Origin of the sequence: Thalassotalea profundi (genome assembly GCF_014653195.1) — a bacterium.
Classification (GTDB): Bacteria; Pseudomonadota; Gammaproteobacteria; order Enterobacterales; family Alteromonadaceae; genus Thalassotalea_B; species Thalassotalea_B profundi.
In genome coordinates this window covers 11,617-37,528 of sequence record NZ_BNAH01000004.1, presented here as the reverse complement: position 1 = coordinate 37,528, position 25,912 = coordinate 11,617, and the positions used below count along the sequence as shown (strand labels likewise).

The 25,912-nt window shown below is 36.0% G+C and carries 23 protein-coding genes; 18 read left to right on the top strand and 5 right to left on the bottom strand.

Annotation, left to right across the window (positions count from 1 at the left end; genetic code table 11):
* Positions 1–5 precede the first annotated feature (5 nt).
* Together IE155_RS05660 and IE155_RS05655 are read right to left on the bottom strand one after the other, a co-directional pair.
* Positions 6–395, bottom strand: coding sequence for a DUF1249 domain-containing protein (locus IE155_RS05660; RefSeq protein WP_229817074.1), 390 nt, complete (start codon positions 393–395; stop codon positions 6–8).
* Positions 396–561: 166 nt separating this feature from the next.
* A complete protein-coding gene (locus IE155_RS05655) occupies positions 562–1,182 on the bottom strand; it encodes an NUDIX domain-containing protein (protein WP_189377195.1) in 621 nt (206 codons plus the stop codon).
* A gap of 337 nt (positions 1,183–1,519) precedes the next feature.
* Here IE155_RS05655 and tolC point away from each other — a divergent pair, with 337 nt between their 5' ends.
* Positions 1,520–2,875, top strand: coding sequence for an outer membrane channel protein TolC (tolC, locus tag IE155_RS05650; protein WP_189377194.1), 1,356 nt, complete (start codon positions 1,520–1,522; stop codon positions 2,873–2,875).
* 34 nt (positions 2,876–2,909) lie between these two features.
* Here tolC and hldE read toward each other — a convergent pair whose 3' ends face one another.
* Positions 2,910–4,337, bottom strand: a complete 1,428-nt coding sequence (gene hldE, locus IE155_RS05645) for a bifunctional D-glycero-beta-D-manno-heptose-7-phosphate kinase/D-glycero-beta-D-manno-heptose 1-phosphate adenylyltransferase HldE (protein WP_189377192.1) — start codon at positions 4,335–4,337, stop codon at positions 2,910–2,912.
* Between the two features lie 69 nt (positions 4,338–4,406).
* On the opposite strand from hldE, the gene lpxL reads away from it, so the two are divergent.
* Both lpxL and IE155_RS05635 read left to right on the top strand, forming a co-directional pair.
* Positions 4,407–5,345 (top strand): LpxL/LpxP family Kdo(2)-lipid IV(A) lauroyl/palmitoleoyl acyltransferase, encoded by a 939-nt coding sequence (lpxL, locus tag IE155_RS05640; protein WP_189377190.1) that lies wholly within the window; start codon positions 4,407–4,409, stop codon positions 5,343–5,345.
* Positions 5,346–5,408: 63 nt separating this feature from the next.
* The gene (locus IE155_RS05635; protein WP_189377188.1) at positions 5,409–6,089 is read left to right on the top strand and encodes a TcpQ domain-containing protein; all 681 of its coding nucleotides are present in this window, start codon (positions 5,409–5,411) and stop codon (positions 6,087–6,089) included.
* 67 nt (positions 6,090–6,156) lie between these two features.
* On the opposite strand, the gene glnE is transcribed toward IE155_RS05635, so the two are convergent.
* Entirely contained in the window at positions 6,157–9,030 is a 2,874-nt protein-coding gene (gene glnE / locus IE155_RS05630; protein ID WP_189377186.1) for a bifunctional [glutamate--ammonia ligase]-adenylyl-L-tyrosine phosphorylase/[glutamate--ammonia-ligase] adenylyltransferase, read from the bottom strand.
* Between the two features lie 132 nt (positions 9,031–9,162).
* Here glnE and IE155_RS05625 point away from each other — a divergent pair, with 132 nt between their 5' ends.
* From IE155_RS05625 to IE155_RS05590, 8 genes are all read left to right on the top strand, one after another.
* The gene (locus tag IE155_RS05625; protein ID WP_229817073.1) at positions 9,163–10,212 is read left to right on the top strand and encodes an HAD family hydrolase; all 1,050 of its coding nucleotides are present in this window, start codon (positions 9,163–9,165) and stop codon (positions 10,210–10,212) included.
* Between the two features lie 23 nt (positions 10,213–10,235).
* The gene (locus IE155_RS05620) at positions 10,236–11,138 is read left to right on the top strand and encodes a DUF350 domain-containing protein (protein ID WP_189377184.1); all 903 of its coding nucleotides are present in this window, start codon (positions 10,236–10,238) and stop codon (positions 11,136–11,138) included.
* 35 nt (positions 11,139–11,173) lie between these two features.
* Positions 11,174–12,889 (top strand): polyamine aminopropyltransferase, encoded by a 1,716-nt coding sequence (locus IE155_RS05615; protein WP_268245240.1) that lies wholly within the window; start codon positions 11,174–11,176, stop codon positions 12,887–12,889.
* Positions 12,890–13,044: 155 nt separating this feature from the next.
* Positions 13,045–13,458, top strand: coding sequence for a YjfI family protein (locus tag IE155_RS05610; RefSeq protein ID WP_189377181.1), 414 nt, complete (start codon positions 13,045–13,047; stop codon positions 13,456–13,458).
* A 20-nt stretch (positions 13,459–13,478) separates the two neighbouring features.
* Entirely contained in the window at positions 13,479–14,168 is a 690-nt protein-coding gene (locus tag IE155_RS05605) for a PspA/IM30 family protein (protein WP_189377179.1), read from the top strand.
* Between the two features lie 90 nt (positions 14,169–14,258).
* Positions 14,259–14,897: a hypothetical protein gene (locus IE155_RS05600; RefSeq protein WP_189377177.1), complete on the top strand. Its 639-nt coding sequence runs from the start codon at positions 14,259–14,261 to the stop codon at positions 14,895–14,897.
* Between the two features lie 2 nt (positions 14,898–14,899).
* The gene (locus IE155_RS05595) at positions 14,900–15,223 is read left to right on the top strand and encodes a hypothetical protein (RefSeq protein ID WP_229817071.1); all 324 of its coding nucleotides are present in this window, start codon (positions 14,900–14,902) and stop codon (positions 15,221–15,223) included.
* A gap of 81 nt (positions 15,224–15,304) precedes the next feature.
* Positions 15,305–16,141, top strand: a complete 837-nt coding sequence (locus tag IE155_RS05590; protein WP_189377175.1) for an alpha/beta hydrolase — start codon at positions 15,305–15,307, stop codon at positions 16,139–16,141.
* A 92-nt stretch (positions 16,142–16,233) separates the two neighbouring features.
* Here the strand turns inward: IE155_RS05590 and IE155_RS05585 are convergent, their stop codons facing one another.
* A complete protein-coding gene (locus tag IE155_RS05585; RefSeq protein WP_189377174.1) occupies positions 16,234–17,730 on the bottom strand; it encodes a CYTH and CHAD domain-containing protein in 1,497 nt (498 codons plus the stop codon).
* A 175-nt stretch (positions 17,731–17,905) separates the two neighbouring features.
* On the opposite strand from IE155_RS05585, the gene IE155_RS05580 reads away from it, so the two are divergent.
* The 7 genes from IE155_RS05580 (at position 17,906) to leuC (ending at position 25,905) form a co-directional block, all read left to right on the top strand.
* On the top strand, positions 17,906–18,505 hold the full coding sequence (locus IE155_RS05580) for a TIGR04211 family SH3 domain-containing protein (protein WP_189377172.1): 600 nt from the start codon (positions 17,906–17,908) through the stop codon (positions 18,503–18,505).
* 60 nt (positions 18,506–18,565) lie between these two features.
* Entirely contained in the window at positions 18,566–20,005 is a 1,440-nt protein-coding gene (locus IE155_RS05575) for a capsule assembly Wzi family protein (protein ID WP_189377170.1), read from the top strand.
* Between the two features lie 31 nt (positions 20,006–20,036).
* Positions 20,037–20,429 carry an FAD synthase family protein gene (locus IE155_RS05570; protein ID WP_189377168.1) on the top strand — a complete coding sequence of 131 codons (393 nt, stop codon included), beginning with the start codon at positions 20,037–20,039 and terminating at the stop codon, positions 20,427–20,429.
* Between the two features lie 5 nt (positions 20,430–20,434).
* The gene (locus tag IE155_RS05565) at positions 20,435–21,472 is read left to right on the top strand and encodes a CDP-glycerol glycerophosphotransferase family protein (RefSeq protein ID WP_189377166.1); all 1,038 of its coding nucleotides are present in this window, start codon (positions 20,435–20,437) and stop codon (positions 21,470–21,472) included.
* 331 nt (positions 21,473–21,803) lie between these two features.
* Positions 21,804–23,351 (top strand): 2-isopropylmalate synthase, encoded by a 1,548-nt coding sequence (gene leuA, locus IE155_RS05560; protein ID WP_189377164.1) that lies wholly within the window; start codon positions 21,804–21,806, stop codon positions 23,349–23,351.
* Positions 23,352–23,377: 26 nt separating this feature from the next.
* Positions 23,378–24,496, top strand: a complete 1,119-nt coding sequence (leuB, locus tag IE155_RS05555) for a 3-isopropylmalate dehydrogenase (protein ID WP_189377163.1) — start codon at positions 23,378–23,380, stop codon at positions 24,494–24,496.
* Between the two features lie 2 nt (positions 24,497–24,498).
* On the top strand, positions 24,499–25,905 hold the full coding sequence (leuC, locus tag IE155_RS05550; RefSeq protein ID WP_268245239.1) for a 3-isopropylmalate dehydratase large subunit: 1,407 nt from the start codon (positions 24,499–24,501) through the stop codon (positions 25,903–25,905).
* Positions 25,906–25,912: the final 7 nt, after the last annotated feature.

Sequence of the window (25,912 nt, the reverse complement as noted above, 5' to 3'; positions counted from 1 at the left end):
CTGAATTAGTTATATAAATGATGAGTTACACTGCTTCGTCCTAATTGTAAACTTAACTGTAACCATTCTTTTAAAAATAAGTTTATTTGTTGTTTTTCATCAGGTAGGTGCATTTTTTTATTCGGATAGTCATACCGAGGTTTTACTTTCGATATATCTTGATTACTGATCACCTCTGCCATTTTTGCATCGTGATACAAACGCACTACCATTTTAGGCTTTAGTATATCCGGTAAAGTGTCCGATAATACTGTCGTATTTTGAGTCATCGTAATAAGCGATGTATAACGAGTGACCTCATCAACTTTTATTCTATACCTTAAAAAATCGGAAATTAAGAAATCGCGTTCCTCTCCAACATGTTCTTTATCCGCTAACAAGCGCAATATCATCATATAATTTACCTCACATAGGTTCATTAAATTAGGAAGATTAGGTCGATAACTCGCTTGTTTCATCATTTCTTTTTTAAACAAAAATTAATAACCAATATTTTATTAGTTACTTACGCTTTGTTTATCCTCTGACTCGTAATTTATTGGCTTTTCTTTTTTAAAGTGTTTACAGGTTTTTATAATTTAATTGCAACCATTGTAACCCAATTATCGTAGACGCATTAGTTATTTTACCTATTAGTAATAACCTCATTGCTTCTTCACGTTTAATCACATGGACTAATATATCTTCGTGTTCTTGAGCTAATCCATAAACGCCACCAACCCCCTTGCTATCTACAATTCCTATAAGTAAATGAATTTGTTCTGACATACCACCAGGGCTAGATAAATAATTCATAATGGGTGATATGTCATTTTCAGTAAGATCTAGATTAGCTTCTTCTTTAGCTTCTCTTATAGCAACATCTATTGGGCTTTCATTTGCGGAAAACATACCTGCGACAAACTCTAATAACCACGGAGTGTCATTATTTCGTATCGCTCCGGGTCTAAATTGCTCTATCATAACAATACTGTCAGTATTTGGATCATAAGGCATCAGTACAACAGCATCACCACGCTCGAATATTTCGCGTGAAACTAACTCGCTCATTCCACCGTTAAATAAACGATGACGCACCTGATATTGTTCAAGCTTAAAAAAACCATGGTATACCGTTTGTTTAGACTTTAGCTCAATATCGCCTGCAGAATAACGCAACATTATTTGTGAGTTTTCATTCATTTTTAGTCAAATCCATTAATTTACAGGAAAATTCACTATATAAAGCATTAGCATAAAATATTTTGTTACACTAGAATAGGCTCAATTTTACAGATTATATTTAGCTTATTTATCAGTACTGCTAAAGTAGCACGCTAAAATAATTAGGCTAAAGCCAGCATATATATTGTAAGTAATGTGATTTAAACAATTTTTTATTTATCATCATACATATAACTTACACCGAAAAAGTTAACTAAATAGCGTATTGGCAAGTTATTTGCTTTTAACAAGTTTAATAATTAATTAATACCAAAAGCACAAAATATTAAGAAGACATTAAAGGAATTTCTCTGACATGAAAAAAACCATTACTTCGATCATCATAGGTATTGCTTGCGCAACAAGCAGTGCTATTTCATATGCTGAAGATTTACTTTCGGTTTACGAACAAGCTAAACAAAATGACCCTGTAGTGCTAAAAGCCCAAGCTCAATTTTTAGCCTCACAAGAAGATATAACTCAAGCACGCTCAGTATTATTACCTTCAATCAGCGCTTCAGCTAGCATAGGAAAAGGTGAATCTGAATCTATCTCAAATGGTATTTACGCACCTGTGGGCAGTATTGTTACTACGGAGTCTGAATCATCAGATTATGGTGCAACGTTAAATATGCAACTTTATCATCATGACTCTTGGTTACGCTTAGATAATGCAAAAAAAGTTGCTCACACTTACGATATTGGCTATCAAGTAGCTAAACAAGATTTAATTATTCGTGTTACACAAGCCTACTTTGACGTGTTAAGTGCGAAAGACGACTTAGAATTTGCTAAAGCAGAAAAAACAGCAATAGAACGCCAGTTAGAACAGACTAAACAACGTTACTCTGTAGGTTTAACAGCTGTAACTGATGTTCATGAAGCACAAGCTCAATATGATAATGCAGTAACAGCTGAAATAAGAGCAGAGAACAATGTATACAATAGCGAAGAAGCTTTACGGGTAATTACCAATGTATACCCTCGAGATTTAAATGCGTTAAATACTGAAAAATTCAGTGCATCTCGTCCTATCCCTGACAGCGCTAACGAATGGCAACAAATGGCAGAAGCGAAGAACTTAGATCTTATCGCACAAAAGATATGGGTTGATGTTGCTAAAGAAAATATCAATATTGCCCGTTCAGGCCATTATCCAACAATTGATTTATCTGGCCGATATTCTGCTGGAGACAGTGAAATAACGACAGTTTCAGGTACATTCGACAATCCAAGACTTGATACGCACTCAATAGGTATTACTTTAACTGTACCAATTTATTCTGGTGGTGCAATTTCAAGTGCTGTTCGTCAACAACAACACAACTATGTAGCCGCTAGCCAAGATTTATCTCAAACTCATCGTACCGTGGTTCGTAATGCGCGTAACTCCTATAACACAGTAATTGCAGCTGTTTCTGGTATTAAAGCCTTAAGTCAAGCGGTAATCAGTGCCGAAAGTGCATTAAAAGCAACAGAAGCTGGGTTTGAAGTAGGTACACGTACTATTGTAGATGTGCTAGATAGCACACGTAATCTATATAATGCAAAGCGTAATTTATCGTCAACACGTTATAATTATGTGCAATCTATTTTACAATTAAAACGTGCTGCGGGCACAATTTCAGAACAAGATCTTAAAGATATAAATCAAGGCTTATCTGAAAGTTAAACATTATTAAAGGCTAGGACCTAGGTCTTAGCCTTTAATCTTCTAAACGAATTGTATTAATTATTTCCGTTGTAGAAATACCCTCTTCAAAGTTTAATACTTTAACTTCTCCGCCAGCAGCAATAACTTCAAGACCTCCTGCAATTTCATCTACAGTATAGTCACCACCTTTAACAAGAGTATTCGGTAATATATTAGCAATCAAGCGTTGTGGCGTGTCTTCACTAAATGGCACAACCCAATCGACCACACCTAACCCTGATAACACAGCCATTCTACGTTCTACTGAATTTACGGGTCGACCTGAACCTTTGAGGCGCTTAACTGATGGGTCATCGTTTACAGCGACAATTAAACGGGTGCCTAATTCTGCAGCATGCGTTAAATAAGACACATGACCGGCATGTAAAATATCAAAACAGCCATTTGTCATTACTATTTTTTCACCACGAGCTTTAGCGAGATCTACGGCAATTTTAAGTTGTCCTTCGCTTACTACACCAAAGCCACATTCTTGGGCGCTAGCAACTTGATGATAGAGCTCAGCTTCACTTACTGTTGATGTTCCAAGCTTGCCAACAACAATACCTGCTGCAATATTTGCTAATGCACTTGCTTGTGGATAATCAGCTTTAGCTGCAATGGAAAGAGCCAGTGTCCCAATAACCGTATCGCCTGCACCAGTTACGTCATACACTTCTTTTGCTTGAGTAGGAAGGTGAAATTCTTCATGATCACGACGAATCAATGTCATTCCCTGTTCGCTACGAGTAATTAATAAGGCTTGTAAATCCAAATCAGCTAATAATAGTTGACCTTTTTTAACAATTTCAGCTTCTGATGAACAATGCCCAACAATAGCTTCAAATTCAGATAAGTTTGGCGTAAGTAGATCTGCCCCTCGATAACGTGTAAAGTCGTGTCCTTTCGGATCAACAATCACAGGAATATTTAATTGTTTAGCTAAGTTAATCAATGTTTGCACTTCAGATAAGGTGCCCTTGGCATAATCAGACAGTAACAACACGTCATGCTGGGCAATTTCTTCACTTACATTTGAAAATAACGTCGTCTTATTTATTTGTGATAGTGACTCTTCGAAATCTAAACGGATTAATTGTTGATTTCTACTCAAAACACGCAGTTTAGTGATTGTTGGAATACTATTATGACGATCAAAACGACATTTTATATTCATACCATTTAAATTAGCAGATAAAGTATTTGCAGCCTCATCTTCACCAGTAATACCCACTAAAGTGACTTTCCCTCCTAAAGATGCAATATTTAAAGCAACATTTGCGGCACCTCCAGGACGATCTTCATCCTGAGAAATTTTAACTACAGGCACTGGCGCTTCAGGAGAAATACGTTGAGTAGGCCCGTACCAGTATCGATCTAACATAATATCGCCAACGACTAAAACGCTAGCTTGATTAAAAGTGGGAATATCTACTTTCATCATCAGTTCCATAACAGATATAATACGTTATAGTGTACCACATGAAATTCAACGAGTTAAAATCATACCGTGAGTAAAAATAGCGTTCTTCAACCAAATTTTAAATTTTCTTTCCTGTTACCTAAATATTGGCTCACTTGGATTGGTGTCTTTATCTTGTATAGCATATCTTGGCTACCGTATAAGCTTCAGCTTCTAATGGGCAAAGGACTAGGCCGGTTATTATTAAAGTTAGGCTCGAGTAGAAAACGTGTCGCTCAAACAAATTTAGCATTATGTTTTCCTCACCTCACAGAGCAAGAACGCCATCAGTTACTGGTGAAAAACTTTGAGAATACAGGGATCGCTTTATTTGAAACAGGAATGGGTTGGTGGTGGCCTGACTGGAGAGTAAAACGTAAATGTAAAGTCATTGGTCTTGAACATATTGAAAAAGCTCAACAGCAAGGCAAAGGTATTTTAATGCTAGCCATGCATAATCTAAGTGCAGAAATAAGCTGCAGAAGCATAGGTACAAAACATCCAATGGTCGTTTTTTATCGCCCTCATAACAACCAATTAATGGAGTATTTTCAATACAGAGGCCGTGGCCGCTCTAATAAATATATGCTTGGTAAACGCGATGTAAAAGGTCTAATACGCGCATTACATGAAGGTGAATCTTGTGTTTATTTACCAGACCAAGATTACGGTAGAAATAGAAGTTTATTCGTGCCTTTTTTTGCAGTAGAAAAAACGGCAACCACCACAGGTACATTAATATTTGCTAGACAAAAAAACACCGTTTCACATATGCTGATCCCAACTAGAAATGAAGATGGTAGTGGCTATACGTTAACAATTAACCCTCAACTTGATAATTTTCCAACCGAAGATGACTACGCTGACGTCACAAGAATTAATCAAGAATTGGAAAAGGCTATTTTACAAAATCCAGCACAATATATGTGGTTACATCGACGCTTTAAAACTAGACCTAACGAAACTGACCCATCATTGTATAAATAAGCTTTTTTAAGTATGGTATACACTTAGGTAACAATTAATTACGTTTATATAGATATTAAGTTTATGATGTTTTGGATCCGCTCTGTAGGTTTAGCATTAATATTAGTCGTATTAGCATACTATCTCTTTGCTAATAAAGAGGTATTATTTACTGAGGTTGCAACAGAAACACTTACAACGGAAGAAGTGCTTGCTGATAAGGCTCAAGCTGATGAATCATTACATAATGAGGCCGAAGAACCTGAGATCATAAAAAAACAAAAAAATGCAGCAGCTGAGGGCTTGTCTCGATTTTATGCAAATTTAAGAGGTACAGATGAAGAATCAGGACCTAGAGTCAAGAATAACGTTGTATATTTACCGGAACCTAAAGGTGATTTAGTTGACATTTTAATTGCCAAAAAAATGGTCACACGTCCATTAAGAAGCAATTGGCGTAGTAATAATAAAAATGCCGCTTTTCGTGTTGGATTTACACTTAATCAAAAACTTTCCGAATATGCACAAGAAAGTGGATTAGAGGTAATTTGGTGGCTTGATAAAGACTTTTTAGTCAAAGATCCCTTCAGAATAAATAAAGATATCGTACAAATGACTTACCAAATAAGCCAAGCAATTCAAGGCCATTTCGAAGAAGGTATCAAAGCCTACTTTTGCAATCAACATCGTACACTAATCATTACCGAAAAATCGTATGAATACCTTGATGAGGAATGCATACTGCTTGATGGATCAAAGCGATAGGCATTTAATAGCTTTATAATTAGTCAAAAGTAATGAAACGAGTTTTAAAGAAACATTACTAAACTAATTATAAATATTTATTAAAAATACTCATCACCACCTGCGCATGATTCGTAAATTCTTTCAAAGGCATTAAGTTTGCTTTATTTTTTAATACACAATGGTGGCCAAAATCACGTAATTCACAATAGTGATTGATTAATTGTTGGCATTCTTCGTCCGTGATCACTTGCCAATGTAAAAGCATTTGAAAGATTCGAATATTATCAGAGGGTAAATATGAGTCAGTAAATTGATTATAATGCGCCAACACTAAATATTGAGCTAAAAACTCAATATCGACTAACCCACCTTTACTTTGCTTAATATCACTTTCAGTTAATGTTGATTTATCTAAATGATTTTGCATTTTATCTCGCATTTCAATCACTGACTTTTTTAATTCTTCTACGTTTCGATTTTTAGAGAGAGTATTTTTTCGAATACGTTCAAATTGCTCGATAAGTGCTTGATGCCCATAAATAGCACGAGTCCTAACTAATGCTTGATGTTCCCATGTCCATGCTTCTTCAATTTGATATTGTTCAAAACTATCAACATGTATCACTAAAACACCAGAATTCCCCGAAGGCCTTAAGCGCATATCTAATTCATACAAGATACCGCTGTTCATACGCGTATTAAAAATATGAGTGATCCGTTGAGCCAATTTAGAATAAAATTCTCCAGCCAATACTTGTTTACTGCCATTGGTAGTATCATCTATCGGACAATTATGTATAAAAACCAGATCTAAATCAGAACCATAACCGAGCTCAATTCCCCCCATTTTACCATACCCTATAACAGCAAAAGCCTTATGATCTAAGACAGCAACAGAACTAGGTACACCGTAACGTATCGAAATTTGCTGCCATGCCATATTAATCACTTCACCTACTATTGCTTGTGCTAACGCCGTAAGATGATCGCTCACTTTTGTTATCGGTAACACACCAACAATATCAGCGACCGCAATACGTAATTGCTGAGCTTGCTTAAACTGACGTAAAAACTCCATCTGAGCTTCCAAATCTTCTTCAGGAACACGCAACAAACCTTCTCGTAAATGCTGTGCATAACTAGTTAATGCTGGAGGTGAATTAAGCAATGTGGGGTCAATAAGCTCATCCAATAAGATTGGATACTTAATAATATGTTCTGCAACCCACTGACTTATTTGGCACAATTTAACTAGATGCTTTAGTGCACCTTCGTTTTCATATAGCAATTCTAAATAAGCCGTACGAGTTGATACTTTCTCAATAATTAATAATATACGTTCAAGGGCTGTTTCATCGGCTTTTAAATCAACTAGGTATGACAACATTAATGGAATTAATTTATCAATAACTTGGCGGCCTCTTGTACCAATACTTCTTTTTTTACTTTCTTCATAAAAGTCTTTCAGTAGCTGCCATATCTTTGTCGCAGGCCAATCAGGTTGAGATTGAGTAATCCACTCTACAGAGTCTTCATCATCCCATTGTCCATCCCATAACGTTATCCAATGTTGATCTTCTGTTTGGTGATGTGGACTTTCTTCGCCAATAAGTACGTTAAATTCCTGATGAACTCCTTGCATTAACTCTGATAAATACGCCAAAAACGCCTGCCAGGAAGGAAATTTTTCATCACCTAAAACGTACAAAATTCTTGCTTGATCTAGTGGATTGTCCGGTAAAGTCTGTGTTTGTTGGTCCGCAAGCGCTTGAATAATATTTTCAACTCGGCGTAAAAAACGATAAGTATTTTCGAGTACTACTTTACTCTGCTCAGTAATTTCTCCATGTTGCACTAATAAGGGTAAAACAGTCAGTAAATTACGCTCTTGTAATTCTTTAATACGCCCTCCGCGGATTAATTGAAATACTTGAACAATAAACTCAACTTCTCGTATACCACCAGCGCCTAGTTTTATATTATTAGAAAGTTGTTTACGACGAACTTCTTGAGCGATCATACCTTTCATTCGTCTTAAGCTATCGATCACACTGAAATCAATATAGCGTCGATAAACAAATGGGCGCAATAAACTCGATAATTGATGATGATATTTCCCTTCGCCAATCAATCGCGCTTTAAGCATTGCGTAACGCTCCCAGTCACGCCCTTGTTCTTGATAATAATCTTCCATAGCACTAAAAGTGAGTACTAACGGACCACTATCTCCAAATGGTCGCAAACGCATATCAACTCGATAAACAAAACCATCAACTGTTTGCTGATTCAATGCGCTAATCAACTTTTGAGCAAGACGAATAAAAAACTGCTGATTATCTAGTTCCCTTCTTGCTCCTTTGGTTTTCCCTGATTCAGGGTAAGCAAAAATAAGATCAATATCCGAAGAAAAATTAAGTTCGTTGCCTCCTAACTTACCCATGCCGTAAACAAGTAAAGGCATAGTTTCATCATCCTGATTTTTAGGCACCCCCCACTGCTTATAGCAAAATTGCGAGAGCCAATTTAACGCAGAAAGAATCAGTGCATCAGCTAAGCTCGATAAGCATTTTAATGACGTATCAAGTGGCGCATCACATAAGAAGTCGTTAACTGCAATAGCAACCATTTGTTGTAACCGAAAACGTCTTAGCACCCGATGTAGTTGCTCTTCTGTTGCGCAATTTTCTAAAAGTAATGATAATTGTGCTACGTAATCAGGTGAACAATCGAGGTGCTCTTGACGAAATAAGTCAATCACTAACTCGGGAGCTTGCACCGCACTATTAAAAATAAAGTCACTTAACGCTAACGCTCGTTGAAAATCAGATAATTGTTGCTCAGAGAAAAAACTAAGTTGCTTAGCGTATTGTTCACCATGTTGGTCTGTAAATTCTACCCAACGCTTATTCTGCTGCTCAATTAAAATAGGAAGAAAGTTTTTACGAGCAAGTGGTTTCATTTAAGCCTCAACTTAATTGTGCAATGTGATACAGTACGTTAAAATTTTGTTAGAACGCATTAATACATCTAAATTAAACAAAGTGAAATAATTAATTATTTTAAATATCTTTTAATTTATGTTGGACATATTATGTCGTCGATGTTATTAATAAATGATAACCATAGCATTTTTGAGGGAACTATGGCAGAAATGCACTATTCAAAAATAATATTATTTAGCTTTTTATTTGCACTATTGGGGTGTTCAGATCCTGTTGCTGAGCAAATTGAGAAGCAATTACCTATCACTGAACAGCGTGTTCAGCAATTAGCACAAGCTTTGAACAGTGGGCAAATACGAAATGCCACTTTAATAAAACAATACGCGGACAAAGTGATTGAACTCAGACCTGATTTTTCTGAACTAGTAAATGAATTTCGTAAAGAAGCAACGACAGAAAGCCCTATTTATAAATCAATTATAGGAAGGCTTACTACTGTTAAAAACAGTCCTGAACTTTTTGTAAGCAAAAACGCTCGCTATGAAGAAATTCTTAATATTTACCAAGCCGCCGACCCCGTTTTATATTCCGATGCATTAAGTGATCCCTTAAATGTATTAGCAGATATGTCTAACGGAACGTTGCCCAGAGTAAACTCATTATCGAAATCGCAAAGTTTAGCAGCCAATAATGCACAAGACTTTGGCGTAGGTGAACAGCTTATTGGAAATCCTAACTATGGAAGCTGGTCTACTGGTAGTAATGGTATGTCTTTTTGGCAATGGTACGGTATGTACGCCATGATGGACAACTTACTTGATTCTAGACGTAGAGTTTCTTATAGCCAATGGGGAAGTTCACGTAACTACAGCTATTATCATGACTATGGCCGCACACGTTACAGCTCTCCAGGACAGTTACAAAAGCAGACTCAATTAGAAACCCGCACTCGTAAGTCTTTTGAAAGTAAAGGTCAAAAATTTAATAGTGCTTATAGTAAAAACCGTACAGGGTCTTCTAGCCTTTCAGGTCAAAGTAAACAAGCACAAACTAGCGCTAAACGTTTTAGTTCAGCTACCGCAAATAAAAGCAGTTACGCCAAAAAAAGTAGTTATGCTAAAAAATCTTCATACGCTCAAGGCGGCAATTTTAGAAACAGTAAAAGTACCACTTCTCGTAGCTTTAGACGTGGCAAATAGCGAGAGGCAGTCAAGGAATTAATATGAATACATTATTTGAAATCACAGGGTTAAATTTAGACTTAATTATTTATCTCACTATTGATATTTCTATCGCGATTGCCTTACTTGGTGCCATGAAAGTTGTTTCAGGTATTTCGGCACAGGTAAACTCAACGGATGAGTTATCAAAAGAAGATAACTTTGCTTTTGGTATTAGCGTTGCAGGAAGTGTAGCCGCATTAGGCATTGTATTAACAGGGGCAATAACAGGCGAAAATGCCGAAAGCTACACAATGGAAGCCATTGGTATGCTAACCTATGGTGTTTTAGGACTTATTTTAATTAAAATTGGTCGTGTCATCCATGATCGTGTGGCACTAAATCATTTAAACAAAAATGAACAAATTAAAGCTAGAAATATAAGTATTGGCCTAGTAGATGCGGCAAGTACCATAGCAACTGCTATTATAATTCGTGCCGTTTTACTGTGGGTTCATGGTTTAGATATTGGCACCTTTATCGCTATAATCAGTGGCTTTATTGTTTCTCAAGCTATGTTAGTGCTAGTGACACGCATAAAAGAATATCAATATGCTAAAAACAATCAAAATGATAGTTTACAAGAAGCGTTAGAAAATGGACATGTTGCATTAGGAATTCGCTATGCTGGCCAAGTTATCAGTACAGCACTAGCTGTAACTGCTGCGAGTTATTTTCTTACTTACAATCCAGAAACGTTATGGACAAGCCTTCTTGCATGGCTAATTTTCAGTATTGTAATGACAATACTAGTCTCACTTTTAACCACGATAGCTAAATACCTTATTTTATGGGGTATCAACCTTGTTGAAGAAGTAGATCATCAAAGTAATATTGGTGTTGCTAGTGTAGAAATGGCTATTAGTATTTCTATCGCCTTAATTCTCACAGGCTTGATGGCTTAAACGATAGAACTATAAAATAATATTGCTCTACGACCTTGAAACTACCAATTTCATCGCGTTTATTTAAACACGATATACTATTAATAATAACCATGGCCGTCTTAGCCGGCTGTGGTCTTATCTACGAATATTTATTATCTCATTATGCAGGTCGTGTTTTAGGCGTCATGGAAAGTGCTATTTACTCCATGATTGGCTTAATGATTGTAGCAATGGGGCTTGGCGCTTTTGCAGCACGAAAAGTGCGTTGTGCATTCAATGGCTTTGTTTGGTTAGAATTAATCATCGCCTTTTTAGGTTGTAGTTCAATTTTAATCATTGGCGGACTCATCGCTATTAGCCAAACGTTTCCTCAACTATTAGCAGACATGTTTTATTTACCACCAGATATAACTCCTCGTGGTGGATATTTAAAACAAATTAGTTTTTTAACGCTTAATAGCCCTTACTTTTTTGGTTTTCTCTTAGGCTTTTTTATTGGCATGGAGATCCCACTTATTGCACAAATAAGAGAGCATATTCATAAAAAACATCTTAAGAATAACTTAGGTACCATTTATGGTGCTGATTATATTGGCGCAGGCATTGGCGCGGGTATTTGGGTGATTTTTTTATTGTCAATTGATATTAGCAAAGCAAGTGCATTAACAGCGGCGTTGAATTTAGCAGCAGGTTTAGCTTTTATGCTATTTTACTGGCAAAGGCTAAAGTGGAAAAAAGTATTATTAGCCCTTCATTTACTCTTACTCGCATTGATATTTTTTATATATCAAAATGGCAATCAATGGCTAAATAACATGAGTAATTTGTTATATATGGATAATGTGGTTTTTACTGATAAAACCCATTATCAACAACTAACATTTACTGAACGTAAAATTGGTGCTGAACATGATCCTATCATCAATTTCTATATTAATGGACGTTTGCAATTTTCATCTGCTGACGAACATGTTTATCACAGCTACTTAGTTACCCCTGCCCTCGCCGCTTCGGCTCGTCAGGATAATGTGTTAATTATTGGTGGTGGTGATGGTTTAGCACTTCGTGATGTACTGGCTTGGTCACCTGAAAAAGTTACGCTAATAGACTTAGATAAAGAACTTATTGAACTATTTCAAAAACCTTTTGAAAAACTTCCACAAACATTAGCTTATCAAATAGATAAACTGACCCAAAAAAGTTTTTCTGATCCAAGAGTTACACCAATATATCAAGATGCTTTTCTTGCTATAGACGAAATGCTGTCATCTAAACAAACCTTCGACACGATTATTGTAGACTTACCCGACCCTAGCCACCCTGATCTTAATAAACTTTACTCTGTTAATTTTTATGCTCGCTTAAAACAGCTACTAGCAGGAGATGGTGTAATTGCCATTCAATCTGCAAGTCCATATCATGCTAAAGAGGCATTTATAGCCATAGGTAAAACTGTTGCTGCAGCTGAATTTGCACACGTTCAGCAGTATCATGCAAACGTGCCAAGCTTTGGTGAATGGGGTTGGACTATTGCCAGTAAATACGGAGCTAGCCCTCTGAGTCGCTTAAAAAAATTAGATGAGTTTCTAGTTGAACCACAATGGCTAACTTTGCCAATGCTTTACGGTGCTTTTGAATTTCCTCATCAATTTTTTAAGTTAAAAGAGTCAATTCCTGTTAATTATCTAGGTAGTCATGTAATTTATCAATTGCATCAAAAAGCATGGAGGGATCAACAAGGTTTAAATGAATCCCACCTGCAAGAATAAAATAAATAAAAAATTTCAAATTACAGCTTGACATATTATGTCCAGATGATAAATTATCCACATCGACATAATATGTCGAAACACATTAATTATCGTCATCAGTAAACACCTGTAATGATTAATTAGTGTTAAAAATAACGAGGAAGAAGAATAATATGAATATTCATAAAATTGCTAACCATTTAAACGCACTTGCTGATAATTCAGAAACAGGGATGGTATTCGACTGCCAACCAATTTCAGGTGAAGTTGATGTTCTGCAGATCACGGTTATTGGCCGTGAAGAGTTACCGATATTTGTATCCGTTACTGATGACCAAATACTATGTATTACCTATTTATGGGGTCGTGATGAAGTTAAGCCTGAGAGCTTACATGACTTGCATGAAAGTATGTTAGAAATGAACATTCCAATGCCATTATCATCATTTTCAAAAATTGGTGATAAATACGTACTTTTTGGTGCACTTTCCATCAACTCGACTTTTAGCGATATCGAACATGAACTCGCCGTTCTCAATAACAATGCTATTGATATTATTGATGACATGAGCGATTACTTAATTTAATTTCCACTTAGGAGAATATTATGAGCATTTTTAAAAAAATTATGACCGCTATCCGAGGTGGTGCAAGTGAAGTTGGCGAATCTATTGTAGATGCAAACGCTACGCGTATTTTTGAACAAGAAATTCGTGATGCTGAAAATCACTTAACAAAAGCAAAACGTGATTTAACCGGCGTAATGGCACAACAAATGGCTGCTAGCAGAGAAGTTGATCGCATTAAGCGAGATGTAACAGAACATGAAGGTTACGCAGTACAAGCTTTAGAAAAAGGCGATGAAGCATTAGCTTTAGCCGTAGCTGAAAAAATATCGACATTAGAAACTGAATTATCTAGCCAACAACAAGCGTTAGACAGTTTCGAAGGTAGTGCTAATCGATTAAAAGAGTTAGTAAAGAAAAGTGAACGCCAAGTTCAAGAATACAAACGTCAGTTATCTATGGTGAAAACAACAGAAAGTGTACAAAAAGCGACTTCTGCTATCACTGATAACTTTTCATCAAGTAACTCAAAATTGTTAAGTGCGAAAGACTCACTAGAGCGAATTAAAGCTAAACAGCAACAATTTGATGACAAAATGAAAGCTGCTGAAGTACTTGAATCTGAAAACTCAGATAATTCGTTAGCAGCTCAATTGAAAGAAGCGGGTATTGGCTCGAGTGACAATAGCGCCAACTCAGTACTTGAGCGATTAAAAGCTAAACAAAAATAGCTTTATGGTTCCACACATTTTCTCTAGATAATAACAATATCGCTTGTTTGAGCTTTTAATGTTCAGCAAGCGATTTTATGGTGAAAAACGATGAGTTTTCTCAAAAGTATTTTCAAAAAAGAACAAGCGCCACGCACAATCAAAAATGCTAAAGACTTGATGGTTAATGACATCATAGCATTAACCGACAGCTTTGCTTTGCCTGAAAGTTTACGTGCTCAACAATTTCAAGTCACTGCAGTTAATAGCTATGAATTTGAACACAAAACGCAAACCGAATGGGTATTATCAGGTAATAATAATAGTGAACTTTATTTATCTCTTGATGTTGATGATAAAACCTACCTTAAGTTTTCAATTAAAATAGCCCATGCTGATGTCGAATCATTATTTGATTTAGACGAATTCTCAACTATTTTTGATGAGCCTGGCAATACAACATTACAACGTTTAAATGATACGGATGTAACAAATGGCTGGACGGGTGAATATTATCATCAAAGAGCTTTTTGCCAAGTAGGTTACTTTCATCGTAAAGACCACCGTCAGGAAAAACTTTCTCAGTTCGAAGATGAAGATGCTGGCGAACAATTTGAGTTTTACCAATTATTAGATCAAGATGAGTATTATGGAGTTGAGCTAGAAGTATGGCTAGATGGCGATACTGATGTATTTCTCACAATGTACCGTCCAACGTCAGACATTATTGATATGTACCCAGGAAGTTAATTGTGAGTAGAAAAATCCCCGAAAAATGGCAATCTTCTGTTAAAGCAGCTAAAGCAACACAAGTTGCCTTTGATATGGATGAAAAAATACAACTAGAAATTCGTAAAGAAGCACTTGAGGACGGCTTAAGCCCGTCAGATAAAATTAGAGACATTTTAGGGCTAGACACCAATAAGAGGCCTAAAAGACCAAGGTTAACGGTTAGTTTATCTCTTGATGATTACCAAGTGCTTGCTGAAAAATATCAGCTTGATGCCGAGCAGCAGCTGGAAATAAAACGTAAATTAATGGATGATCTAATTAGCTACGTGACAAATAAAGAATAATATTATTTACTGAGAAATTTGAGTTATTAATATTCAAACCGTATTATCAGCGACTACTGTTATCTCTTAGCAAGGAAAGTAATGAGACTCATACTCGCCTTTTATCTACTGTGTTGCTTATTAACAAATGCTAACGCACTCACCATAACCAATACGAATAATTTCACCAGCTCTGAGTTATCGATAGGTGAAAAAGTTGAATTTCACTCGACTATTTTAAACGAAAAAAGAGTGTTAAATATTTACCTTCCCGAAAGTTATAAAAAAAACTCAACTAAACAATATCCCGTCATCTATCTTCTTGATGGCTCTATAGAAGAAGACTTTATCCATATCGCTGGTTTAGTTCAGTTTAATTCATTCTCATGGATAAATAATATCCCTGAAACCATTGTAGTGGGTATTGCTAATATTGATAGAAAGCGAGACTTTACCTTTAAAAGCACCAACTCGATTGATTTAAAAGAATTACCTACAAGTGGCGGTTCAGCTTATTTTATTCAGTTTATAGCTAATGAATTACAACCTCTAATCGATAGCAATTATAGAACCAACAAAACCAAAACACTTATAGGTCAATCTTTAGGTGGTTTATTAGCAACTGAAATACTCTTTAAAACACCTTACTTATTCGATCATTACATAATTATCAGCCCTAGTTTATGGTGGAATGATGAATCATTATTAAAAGTAACGCCAAAATATTTAAAGGCGCCACAATCTGTATACATAGGAGTAGGTAAAGAAGGAGACGTTATGGAGCGAGTTGCTGAAAGCTTGTATCAAAAAGTGAATAAAAGTTCACCTACGAGTACCAAGATATTTTTTAATTACTTTGAAAAATTAAGTCATGGTGACACATTACACTTAGCTATATATGATGCCTTTGAAAAGATATTTAAAAAAACTAAAAGTTAATATAACAGCAAACATATTTAATTTTGGCTTAAAAAGGCTTAAGACAGCATTTACACTTAACTTATCTATGCCTTATTAAGCCATATTACAAGCTATTCCAGCCAATAAGGTTGTTGTGTTGTAGCACTTTGGCGACTATGTTCTAGTGCTAATAGTAAATTATCTAGTTTACTTTGGTGCCAAGAAATTAATTTTTTAGGTGCATCTTCTAATCGTTCAAGTTGTTGATGGATAATCCATAAACTACGCAGTTCCCCTAACCCTTGCTGTATATCTAACCAAGGCATACGAAATTGGTCTCGTAGTTGAGCGTCAAATAATAACCCGAACCAGCCCCCTGTTAGTAAGCTTCTTTTTACCAACTTTCTTAACGCTAAGTATTGTTCAATAGTGAGATTTTTTTCCGGTAACACGGACAATAAATCATTCAAACTGGCTGAAAGTTTTTCTTTTGCATACTGACGATAATCTACCTCTGTAGTAAGCGGTGTGAAAACATCCTCTGCTTTTGAACAAATTAGTTCAAGTAAAGTTAATTGTATTGTATTAAATCGCTCACTATGTATTAATTCAATCACATGAGATTGCTCAGGGAAACGTTGTTTTTCAATACGTAATTGTTCAATTAATTGCTCGCTAAGATCTAATTTTTTACGATAGTTCCCCGTTTTATTCATCAACTCTCTCAGGTATATCGCACTATCAAGCCAATCAAATAACTGAATGAATAAACTTAATTGCTCTCTGATTTCGTGCCCTTTCTCATTAAGTCGTAAATCAAACAACCAAAAGCCGTGGCGTAACATCACTAAAACATCAATAACGGGCTCTAAGTGCTCATAACTAGGTTGCTCAATGTAATGTTCTATCGCTAAATGAAGTTGTTGTAAACAATGCGAAATTCCTTGGGTGAAATTCTCCTTCAAATCTTTACCGCTACTATCTATTTGTAAATTAGTATTTTCATCCAACTGGTTTTTTTTATGCCAAAGTGAATACCCACGAGCCGCTTTACTTTTAATTCCAGGTCGTAGCAGCAAGCCACTAAAAATTACACGCGCTAGAGCAAATAAATGCTCAACTGACCCTGAGACTAACTCCAACTCAATTTCAGAGATTTCAAGTTCTTGTCCATCAGAGCTAATCGTCCCACAATCAAATGCAAACTCAACTTTACTATTTTGAAATTCAACCAACCACGTTATACGGGTAAAATCAGTATCAAACAGTGCAATAAGCTGTTCCTGTAATTGAGTAACATTGTCTTCTTGTGACCAGATATTGGTAGGAAATAACGACAAATCAGGAAATGAGTTTTGTATTTCAATATTGTATTCAGGTCGTTGATGCAACCCACCAACAACACTACCTGCGGTTTTTATTGTTTGCTCAATATGACCATTACAACCTCTAACCCGCAAACCATAATCTTTTTTTCTCAACGCTAAATCTGGCGTGTCAAAATAACAATTTGACAATAATTTTTCATTTTTTTCGAAAGTTAATTTTTTAGCATTAAGTAATGATGTGATTGTTGCTTCTACATCTTGTGATAATACGAGATATTTAAGCTCTATCTCAGTGTTCATATAAACCTAAATTTGACTAACAAAAACACACCATACAAAAGCTATTGAGCACTCGCAACACATTTTATATAAGATTGTTGAAAAAATACCTGATTTAGCGAAAACTTAGCTTGATTCCGTCGCCACAAAACCCTACTATTTTTAGTAAAAATATCCATAGAGAATTTGGTAAGTTATGAAAATAATAAAATGTTTATTTGCTAGTGCTTTTATCCTTTTTAGTCCTTTATTACTAGCAGAAGAAACAACAGACAATTTAACGTCTGCCTATATTTCTGACGATCTTTTTATTTACATGCATGCTGGTCCTGGAAATAACTACCGAATTTTAGGCAGTATTAATGCGGGCGAAGAAGTTAAGCTTACCGGCAGAACTGAAAATGACTATACACAAATTCTTGATAGTAAAAATCGCGAAACTTGGGTCGAAAATAGATACATCAACACTACGCCAGGCGTGCGTAACGAAGTAAAACGTTTAAAAGCTCAACTTGCTTCTAATATTGAGAATAACGATGGACTCTCTTCTCAACTAACACAAGCCCATAATGAAATTGAACGCTTAAACATAGAAACTAAAAACTTTGAGTTAAAAGTAAATCAAATTAATCAAGAGCTTGAAAATACTAAGTTGAAAATCAAGAACCAAGACACTGAATTAAAAAAAGAATGGTTCTTCAATGGTGCTATCGTTCTTGTTATTGGCCTTCTATTGGGGTTAATCATCCCTAAGATTAGTGGACGTAAGAAGTCTTCAATGGATAATTGGGGCTAGTGACTTTAAAGTCTTTAAGTACTATCGTATAATGTTCTTTTGAACTTCCATTGAAATATTGTGCTTAAAAAATTCATAATTATCACTATATTAGTGACGTCTGTAGTATTTTCTAATAAAGGGGTAACAAATGGTGTTAGCCCTTATTTACCCCTTAATATTGATCCGCTTATCGAGCTTGAAATAGCTCGTTTAGTTTCTATTGCTAAAATTCCTAATGTAATAAAACCCTATCCTATAGTGACTATCGTTAAAGCGCTCCCGTTAATTGAAGATTCACACCCCTTATTATTTCGACGTTTAACGGCGTATATAAAACGTTATAAAAAAAGTACTGCAAATACCCACTTTGCTGCAACATTAAGCAAAGGATTTGAAAAAGAAAAATTAATTGCCAATAAGCGAGGTACAAACTCCGACAGCTTATTCCAGGTTAGTTTTGCTAATTTTTACCAAGCCAATAGTTATTTAATTTTTAATGCTGGTGGAAGTTATATAGAAGGCGAAGGCTTTAACCCTCACCATAGTTATGTTTCATTCGGTTATGAATATGCACAGGTTGATATTGGGTATCGTGAACATTGGTATTCGCCAACTATTATGTCAGCCCCTTTAATATCAACAAATGCAGAGTCAATGCCTTCGATAACTGTCAGTAATATTACGCCCATTACTGATTTTAATTTTAAATATGAATTATCTTTCGGTAAGTTTAAAACCATGGATGGCATTTTATACCAAGGTAAGAGAACGTCTGGTAAGCCAGGTTTTTTAACAATGCATTTAAGTGCACAGCCTTTTAGTTGGTGGACTATTGGGGCAAATAGAATTTTAATGTTTGCGGGAGGCCAGCGCTCAATTAGTGGTAATGATATTTGGCAAGCGATTATTGATCCTGTGAACTCAGATAATTGTGGTTCAGGGGAGACAGGGTGTGCCGATAGTAACCAAGAAGTTGGCAATCAAATAGCCTCTATTACCAACAAGTTTGATTTTTCTCTCTATCAAATGCCAATAAGCTTTATGTTCGAGCTTGCTGGTGAAGATACTAAAGGTCATAAAAATACTCAATTAGGTAATGTTTCCTTAAATTTCGCCCTATTTTTGCCTTATTTAACCCAATCTACCTCTTTATATGTTGAAACTGCGAATTATGATACTCATTGGTATGTACATCATATTTACGATAATGCTTTTCGTAATAGTGGTAATGTAATGGGACATTGGTGGGCAAATGAAAAAAATAATAAAGATATCAGTGGAGCCTCGCTTGCTAGCGCTAAGTTAAATTGGGATATCAATGGTATTAGCCACCTTGAAATTCAAGTTAAAACAATCAAAATTCGAACTGACGATCCTCTACAGCAACATAGACACAAAGAGATAGAATTCAATTATAAACATGCCTACAAAGCCGGCTTTATTGGTTTTACCATTGGGGCAGGTCAAGATACTCTTGGTGATAACTTTTCTCGAGTAGCCATCAACTACACTTGGTAAAAAAATTTAATGTGTAAAGTAAGGAGATAAAATGAGAGTGATCACGTTTGGCACTTACGATGTTTTTCATGTAGGACACGTTAATATTTTAGAACGAGCAAAGTTACATGGTACTCACTTAATTGTTGGTGTTTCTTCAGATAATTTAAATATGTCTAAAAAGCAAAGATTTCCTATATATACTGAAACTGATCGCATGCATATTATTCGTTCATTAAGGTGCGTAGATGAAGTTTTTGTGGAGGAGTCTTTAGAGCTCAAACGTGAATACATTAAGTATTATAATGCGGATATTTTAGTTATGGGAGATGATTGGCAAGGGAAATTTGATCACCTCAATGACATTTGTAAAGTCATTTACTTACCACGTACCCCTTCAGTATCAACAACAGAAATAATTGAAATAGTAAAAACTGAAAGGTAGTTGTTATGTCTTGCAATAATAAACGATATTTATTTTATATCGAACAAAATTATGCTTTTGAAATATTAAGGCCACTACAAGACGCGATTCTTGAAAATGGCAATACTATTAAATGGTTAGTTGTAGGTGCTGATGTTAACTGTACGCGCTTTACAGAAGACGAAGACTATACTTTTGATGTTAATGAAGCAATTAATTACGCACCACATGCTTGCTTTGTGCCTGGCAATGTCATTCCTAAATTTATCCCTGGTTTAAAAGTTCAGGTATTTCATGGTTTAGAATGGAAAAAGAAAGGCCATTTCGTTATTCGTGATTGCTTTGATCTTTATTGTACACATGGTGCGGCAACTACAAATAAATTCTCTCAACTGGCAAAAAATCATAACTTTTTTGATGTGGTAGAAACAGGCTGGCCAAAACTAGACAATCTGTTTAATACACATAAATTTAATTTTTTTAATAATTCTAAACCTATAGTGTTATTTGCTCCTACCTTCTCCCCTGCTCTGACTTCAGCACCTGAGCTTTTTAATGAAATTAAAAAGCTCATTACAGAAGGTGATTATAATTGGTTAATAAAATTTCACCCTAAAATGGACTTATCATGGGTTAAAAAGTATCAACATTTGACCGCTAATAATTGCATAATAGTTAACGATGAAGACATCAATCAAGTACTACAAAGTGCTGATGTAATGCTTTCTGATACGTCATCTGTCATTGGTGAATTCTCGTTACTAGGTAAGCCTGTCGTTACACTAAATAATTCGGAGCCAGGAAGTTATTTGATTGATATATCTACACCAGAAGAGCTTAAGCAAGCATTAAATGCAGCACTGGCTCCTACTCCAGATCTACTCAACGCGATTGAACAATATGCACAGAGTTTGCACCCGTATAAAGACGGTAAATCATCAGTTAGAATTATTAACGCTGTTGAGCATATATTAACTAACGGTAAGAGAGCAACGAAAGCTTTACCGTATAATTTTGTTAGAACATTAAAAGCGAGAATAAAACTAAATTATTGGAAATTATAAACTTTCATCAAGATAAACTGAAACATTTCTAATACTTATAACCTAGGCACATGATTTAGATTTAAATAGTATTTATTTTTTAATTGACATAAATACGCGATGTACGCTATTAATAGTACATCGATGTAATAAAATTACAAAAAACAAAAGTAAACAGCGTTAATGAATACACTAACTAGCAACATTCGTATTAACAACCTCCTCCTCGTATCAAAGGTACGCGGATAATTTTTATTTTTGTAAATTTAACAGAATAACTAAAACCCGCGCTAATAATCGCGGGTTTTTTTATGCATGTACATTATTAGCGCTTTAATTGAAGGACAAACACATGGACAATCAGGTCATTATTTTTGACACTACATTACGTGACGGCGAGCAAGCATTAACCGCTAGTTTATCAGTACATGAAAAACTTCAAATTGCACAAGCAATAGAACGGCTTGGAGTTGATATTATTGAAGCCGGTTTTCCAGTTTCTTCACCAGGAGATTTCGACTCGGTTCAACAAATAGCTAAAACAGTAAAAAATTCAATCATTTGTGGTTTAGCTCGTGCCGTTGAGGCTGATATTAAAGCTTGTGCGGATTCTTTATCCGTTGCTGATCAATTTAGAATTCATACCTTTATTTCAACATCAGACGTGCATGTTCAACAAAAATTACGTAAAGATTTTTCTGATGTAGAAGCCATGGCTATTCATGCAATTAAATATGCTCGTCAATTTACTAATGATGTTGAGTTTTCATGTGAAGATGCTGGCAGAACCCCTATTGATAACTTGTGCCGAATGGTTGAAAACGCGATCAAAGCAGGCGCAACCACTATTAATATTCCAGATACTGTTGGCTATACATTACCTAATGAATTTGGCGGTATTATTACCAATTTATTTAATCGTGTTCCGAACATCGACCAAGCAATTATCTCTGTACATTGTCATAACGATTTAGGTTTAGCTGTAGCGAACTCTATGTCAGCCGTTCAAGCAGGGGCAAGACAAATTGAATGTACCATTAATGGTATAGGTGAGCGCGCAGGAAATTGTTCTTTAGAAGAAGTGGCCATGATAATGAAAACTCGCCAAGAGTTTTTAGGTGTACACACTAATATTAATCATCAAGAAATCGCTAAAACTTCCAAGTTAGTGAGTCAGCTTTGTAATATGCCAGTGCAATTAAATAAAGCGATTGTCGGAGGTAATGCCTTTAGCCATTCATCAGGTATTCATCAAGACGGTATGTTAAAAGCCAGTAACACTTATGAAATTATGACGCCAGAAAGTGTCGGCATTGCAAAAACTAAACTGAATTTAACATCTCGTAGTGGACGTCATGTTATTAAACACCGAATGGAAAGTTTAGGTTATCAAGAGTCGGACTATCAGCTTGAACAACTTTACACTGACTTTCTAGCCCTTGCTGATAAAAAAGGACAGGTATTTGATGATGATCTAGAAGCCTTATTGTTCAATATTCAACAACAAGACTGTCAAGATCACTACCATCTAGAAACTTTGAATGTCCAAGCCGGCGGAGATTTTGCTACCGCGAGTATTAAGCTGAGATCTGGTGAGGAAAGTCAAATAACGTCAGCAACAGGTAACGGTCCGGTAGATGCATTATACCGAGCAATTAAAACTGCCGTTGATATAGATTTTGAAGTTACCGATTACAAAATATCCAATAAAGGTTCTGGTGAAGATGGTTTAGGGAAAGCCGATATTGTCGTCACTTGGCAAGGAAGAAATTTTCATGGCTACGGGTTAACAACTGATGTCATTGAAGCATCTGGACTTGCGCTTATTCATACCCTAAATAGCATACGTCGCGCTCAAACGATCGCAGAAATTAAAGAAGCACGTGCAGCTAATAACTAATAAAAATAGATTAAAGGTTTAAAAACATGTCAAACATCGCAGTATTAGCAGGTGACGGTATCGGCCCAGAAGTAATGATTGAGGCCAAAAAGGTATTAAATACCATTGCTAAAAAGTTTAAAATCGACATTAATACTCAAGATTATGATGTTGGGGGGGCGGCTATTGATCTTCATGGTAATGCTCTACCCGAAGAAACAATGAAAGGTTGCCAGCAAGCTGACGCTATTTTATTTGGTTCTGTTGGTGGCCCTAAGTGGGCAAATTTACCACCAACACAGCAACCAGAACGTTGTGCTCTACTCGGTTTACGTGGTCATTTCGATTTATTTTGTAATATGCGTCCCGCCACTTTACAACCAGCTCTATCATCTTTATCAACCCTACGTAATGACATTTCAGAGAAAGGGTTTGACGTTTTAGTCATTAGAGAATTAACTGGTGACATTTACTTTGGAGAACCCAAAGGAAGAAAAGGTGAAGGTGACGAAGAAACTGGTTTCGATTCGATGTTTTATTCTCGTCGTGAAGTTAAACGAATCGCTCATTTAGCTTTCCAAGCCGCACAAAAGCGAAATAACAAAGTAACTTCTGTAGATAAAGCTAACGTATTAGCGACTAGTCAATTATGGAGACAAGTGGTTGAAGAAGTTGCTGTCGAATATCCAGAAGTTAGCTTCGAACACCTTTACGTTGATAATGCAGCAATGCAATTAGTACGTGACCCTAATCAATTTGATGTAATGTTATGCCCTAATTTATTTGGCGATATTTTGTCTGATATTTGCGCCATGATCACAGGCTCAATGGGGTTACTACCTTCTGCCAGCTTAAATTCCGATGGTTTTGGAATGTATGAACCCGCAGGCGGAAGTGCTCCTGATATTGCAGGAAAAGGTATTGCTAACCCAATTGCTCAAATTTTATCTGCTGCATTAATGTTACGTTACAGCTTAAATCAAGATGAAGCTGCGCAATCAATTGAAGATGCTGTAACAAGCGCATTAGATAATGGTGTGTTAACCGCAGACTTATTGCCTTCAAATCAAAGACAAAATGCCAAAACTACCAGTGAAGTAGGTGACTATATTTGTCAAATAATTGAAAATAAATGTATCCAAGAAAAAAGTATAGGAGCAGAGTAATCGTGGCAACTACATCAGCTAAAACAATGTATGAAAAATTATGGCAACAACATTTAGTAGAAGAAAAAGCCGGTGAAACCCCCTTACTTTATGTAGACCGTCATTTAATTCATGAAGTTACTTCGCCGCAGGCATTTGCAAACTTAAAATATCATGGTCGTAAGTTACGACATCCTGAACGTACGATAGCCACGATGGATCATAATATTTCTACTCGTTCTATTGAAATAAACGCCGCTGGTGAGGGTGCCGCTAACCAATTAAGAACATTAGAAAAAAACTGTAAAGAGTTTGGTATTACCCTTTTTGGTATGGGGCATAAAAACCAAGGTATTGTACATGTAATGGGCCCTGAACTTGGTTTAACCTTACCTGGAACTATCATTGTATGTGGTGATTCACATACAGCTACTCATGGCGCATTTGGAGCATTAGCATTTGGTATTGGTACATCCGAAGTTGAGCATGTATTTGCTACACAAACTTTACGTCAAACCAAAGCAAAAACCATGAAAATTGAGGTTAACGGTAAAGTTGGTAAAGGTATTAGCGCTAAAGATATTATCCTAGCTATAATCGGAAAAACAGGTAGCGCTGGAGCCACAGGTTATGTCGTTGAGTATTGTGGTGATGCTATTACCGCCTTATCCATGGAAGAACGCATGACAGTATGTAATATGAGTGTTGAGTTTGGTGCTAAAGCCGGTTTAATAGCCCCAGATCAAACCACATTTGACTACTTACAAGACAAGGAATATAGCCCTAAAGGTGATGTTTGGAAGCAAGCTGTTGCTGATTGGAAAAACTTAAAAACTGATGATGGCGCACAATTTGACCATGTATTAACGCTTGATGCAAAGGATATAAAAGCGCAAGTAACATGGGGAACTACGCCTGGTCAGGTTACAGCTATTGACTCAACTGTTCCTTCACCTGATGATTTTACCGATCCCGTAGAAAAAGAGTCTTGCATTAAAGCATTAGCTTATATGGGGTTAACTGCAGGCACAAAAATTACCGATATTAAAGTTAATAATGTCTTTATTGGTTCATGTACCAATTCAAGAATTGAAGATTTACGCGCTGCTGCTGAAATAGCTAAAGGAAAAAAAGTCTCTGAGGGTGTAACGGCCATTGTTGTTCCTGGCTCATACCGTGTAAAAGAGCAGGCAGAAGCAGAAGGGTTGGCTTATATATTTACGGCTGCAGGCTTTGAATGGCGCTTACCCGGTTGCTCAATGTGCTTAGGTATGAATGATGATCGACTTTTACCCGGTGATCGCTGTGCATCAACCAGTAACCGAAATTTTGAAGGTCGCCAAGGTCGAGGTAGTCGTACTCATTTAGTGAGTCCAGAAATGGCTGTAGCAACTGCGATAGCTGGACATTTTGTTGATATCAACGCCTAACATTAAC

What these genes read in the sequence shown, in the direction of transcription:
- IE155_RS05620 (WP_189377184.1), top strand. Translation starts at nt 10,236, where the DNA reads ATGAATACATTATTTGAAATCACAGGGTTAAATTTAGACTTAATTATT.
- glnE (WP_189377186.1), bottom strand. Translation starts at nt 9,030, where the DNA reads ATGAAACCACTTGCTCGTAAAAACTTTCTTCCTATTTTAATTGAGCAG.
- tolC (WP_189377194.1), top strand. Translation starts at nt 1,520, where the DNA reads ATGAAAAAAACCATTACTTCGATCATCATAGGTATTGCTTGCGCAACA.
- IE155_RS05660 (WP_229817074.1), bottom strand. Translation starts at nt 395, where the DNA reads ATGATGATATTGCGCTTGTTAGCGGATAAAGAACATGTTGGAGAGGAA.
- IE155_RS05610 (WP_189377181.1), top strand. Translation starts at nt 13,045, where the DNA reads ATGAATATTCATAAAATTGCTAACCATTTAAACGCACTTGCTGATAAT.
- IE155_RS05655 (WP_189377195.1), bottom strand. Translation starts at nt 1,182, where the DNA reads ATGAATGAAAACTCACAAATAATGTTGCGTTATTCTGCAGGCGATATT.
- IE155_RS05635 (WP_189377188.1), top strand. Translation starts at nt 5,409, where the DNA reads ATGATGTTTTGGATCCGCTCTGTAGGTTTAGCATTAATATTAGTCGTA.
- IE155_RS05565 (WP_189377166.1), top strand. Translation starts at nt 20,435, where the DNA reads ATGTCTTGCAATAATAAACGATATTTATTTTATATCGAACAAAATTAT.
- IE155_RS05570 (WP_189377168.1), top strand. Translation starts at nt 20,037, where the DNA reads ATGAGAGTGATCACGTTTGGCACTTACGATGTTTTTCATGTAGGACAC.
- leuA (WP_189377164.1), top strand. Translation starts at nt 21,804, where the DNA reads ATGGACAATCAGGTCATTATTTTTGACACTACATTACGTGACGGCGAG.
- IE155_RS05600 (WP_189377177.1), top strand. Translation starts at nt 14,259, where the DNA reads ATGAGTTTTCTCAAAAGTATTTTCAAAAAAGAACAAGCGCCACGCACA.
- leuB (WP_189377163.1), top strand. Translation starts at nt 23,378, where the DNA reads ATGTCAAACATCGCAGTATTAGCAGGTGACGGTATCGGCCCAGAAGTA.
- hldE (WP_189377192.1), bottom strand. Translation starts at nt 4,337, where the DNA reads ATGAAAGTAGATATTCCCACTTTTAATCAAGCTAGCGTTTTAGTCGTT.
- IE155_RS05605 (WP_189377179.1), top strand. Translation starts at nt 13,479, where the DNA reads ATGAGCATTTTTAAAAAAATTATGACCGCTATCCGAGGTGGTGCAAGT.
- IE155_RS05585 (WP_189377174.1), bottom strand. Translation starts at nt 17,730, where the DNA reads ATGAACACTGAGATAGAGCTTAAATATCTCGTATTATCACAAGATGTA.
- IE155_RS05580 (WP_189377172.1), top strand. Translation starts at nt 17,906, where the DNA reads ATGAAAATAATAAAATGTTTATTTGCTAGTGCTTTTATCCTTTTTAGT.
- IE155_RS05625 (WP_229817073.1), top strand. Translation starts at nt 9,163, where the DNA reads ATGTCGTCGATGTTATTAATAAATGATAACCATAGCATTTTTGAGGGA.
- IE155_RS05590 (WP_189377175.1), top strand. Translation starts at nt 15,305, where the DNA reads ATGAGACTCATACTCGCCTTTTATCTACTGTGTTGCTTATTAACAAAT.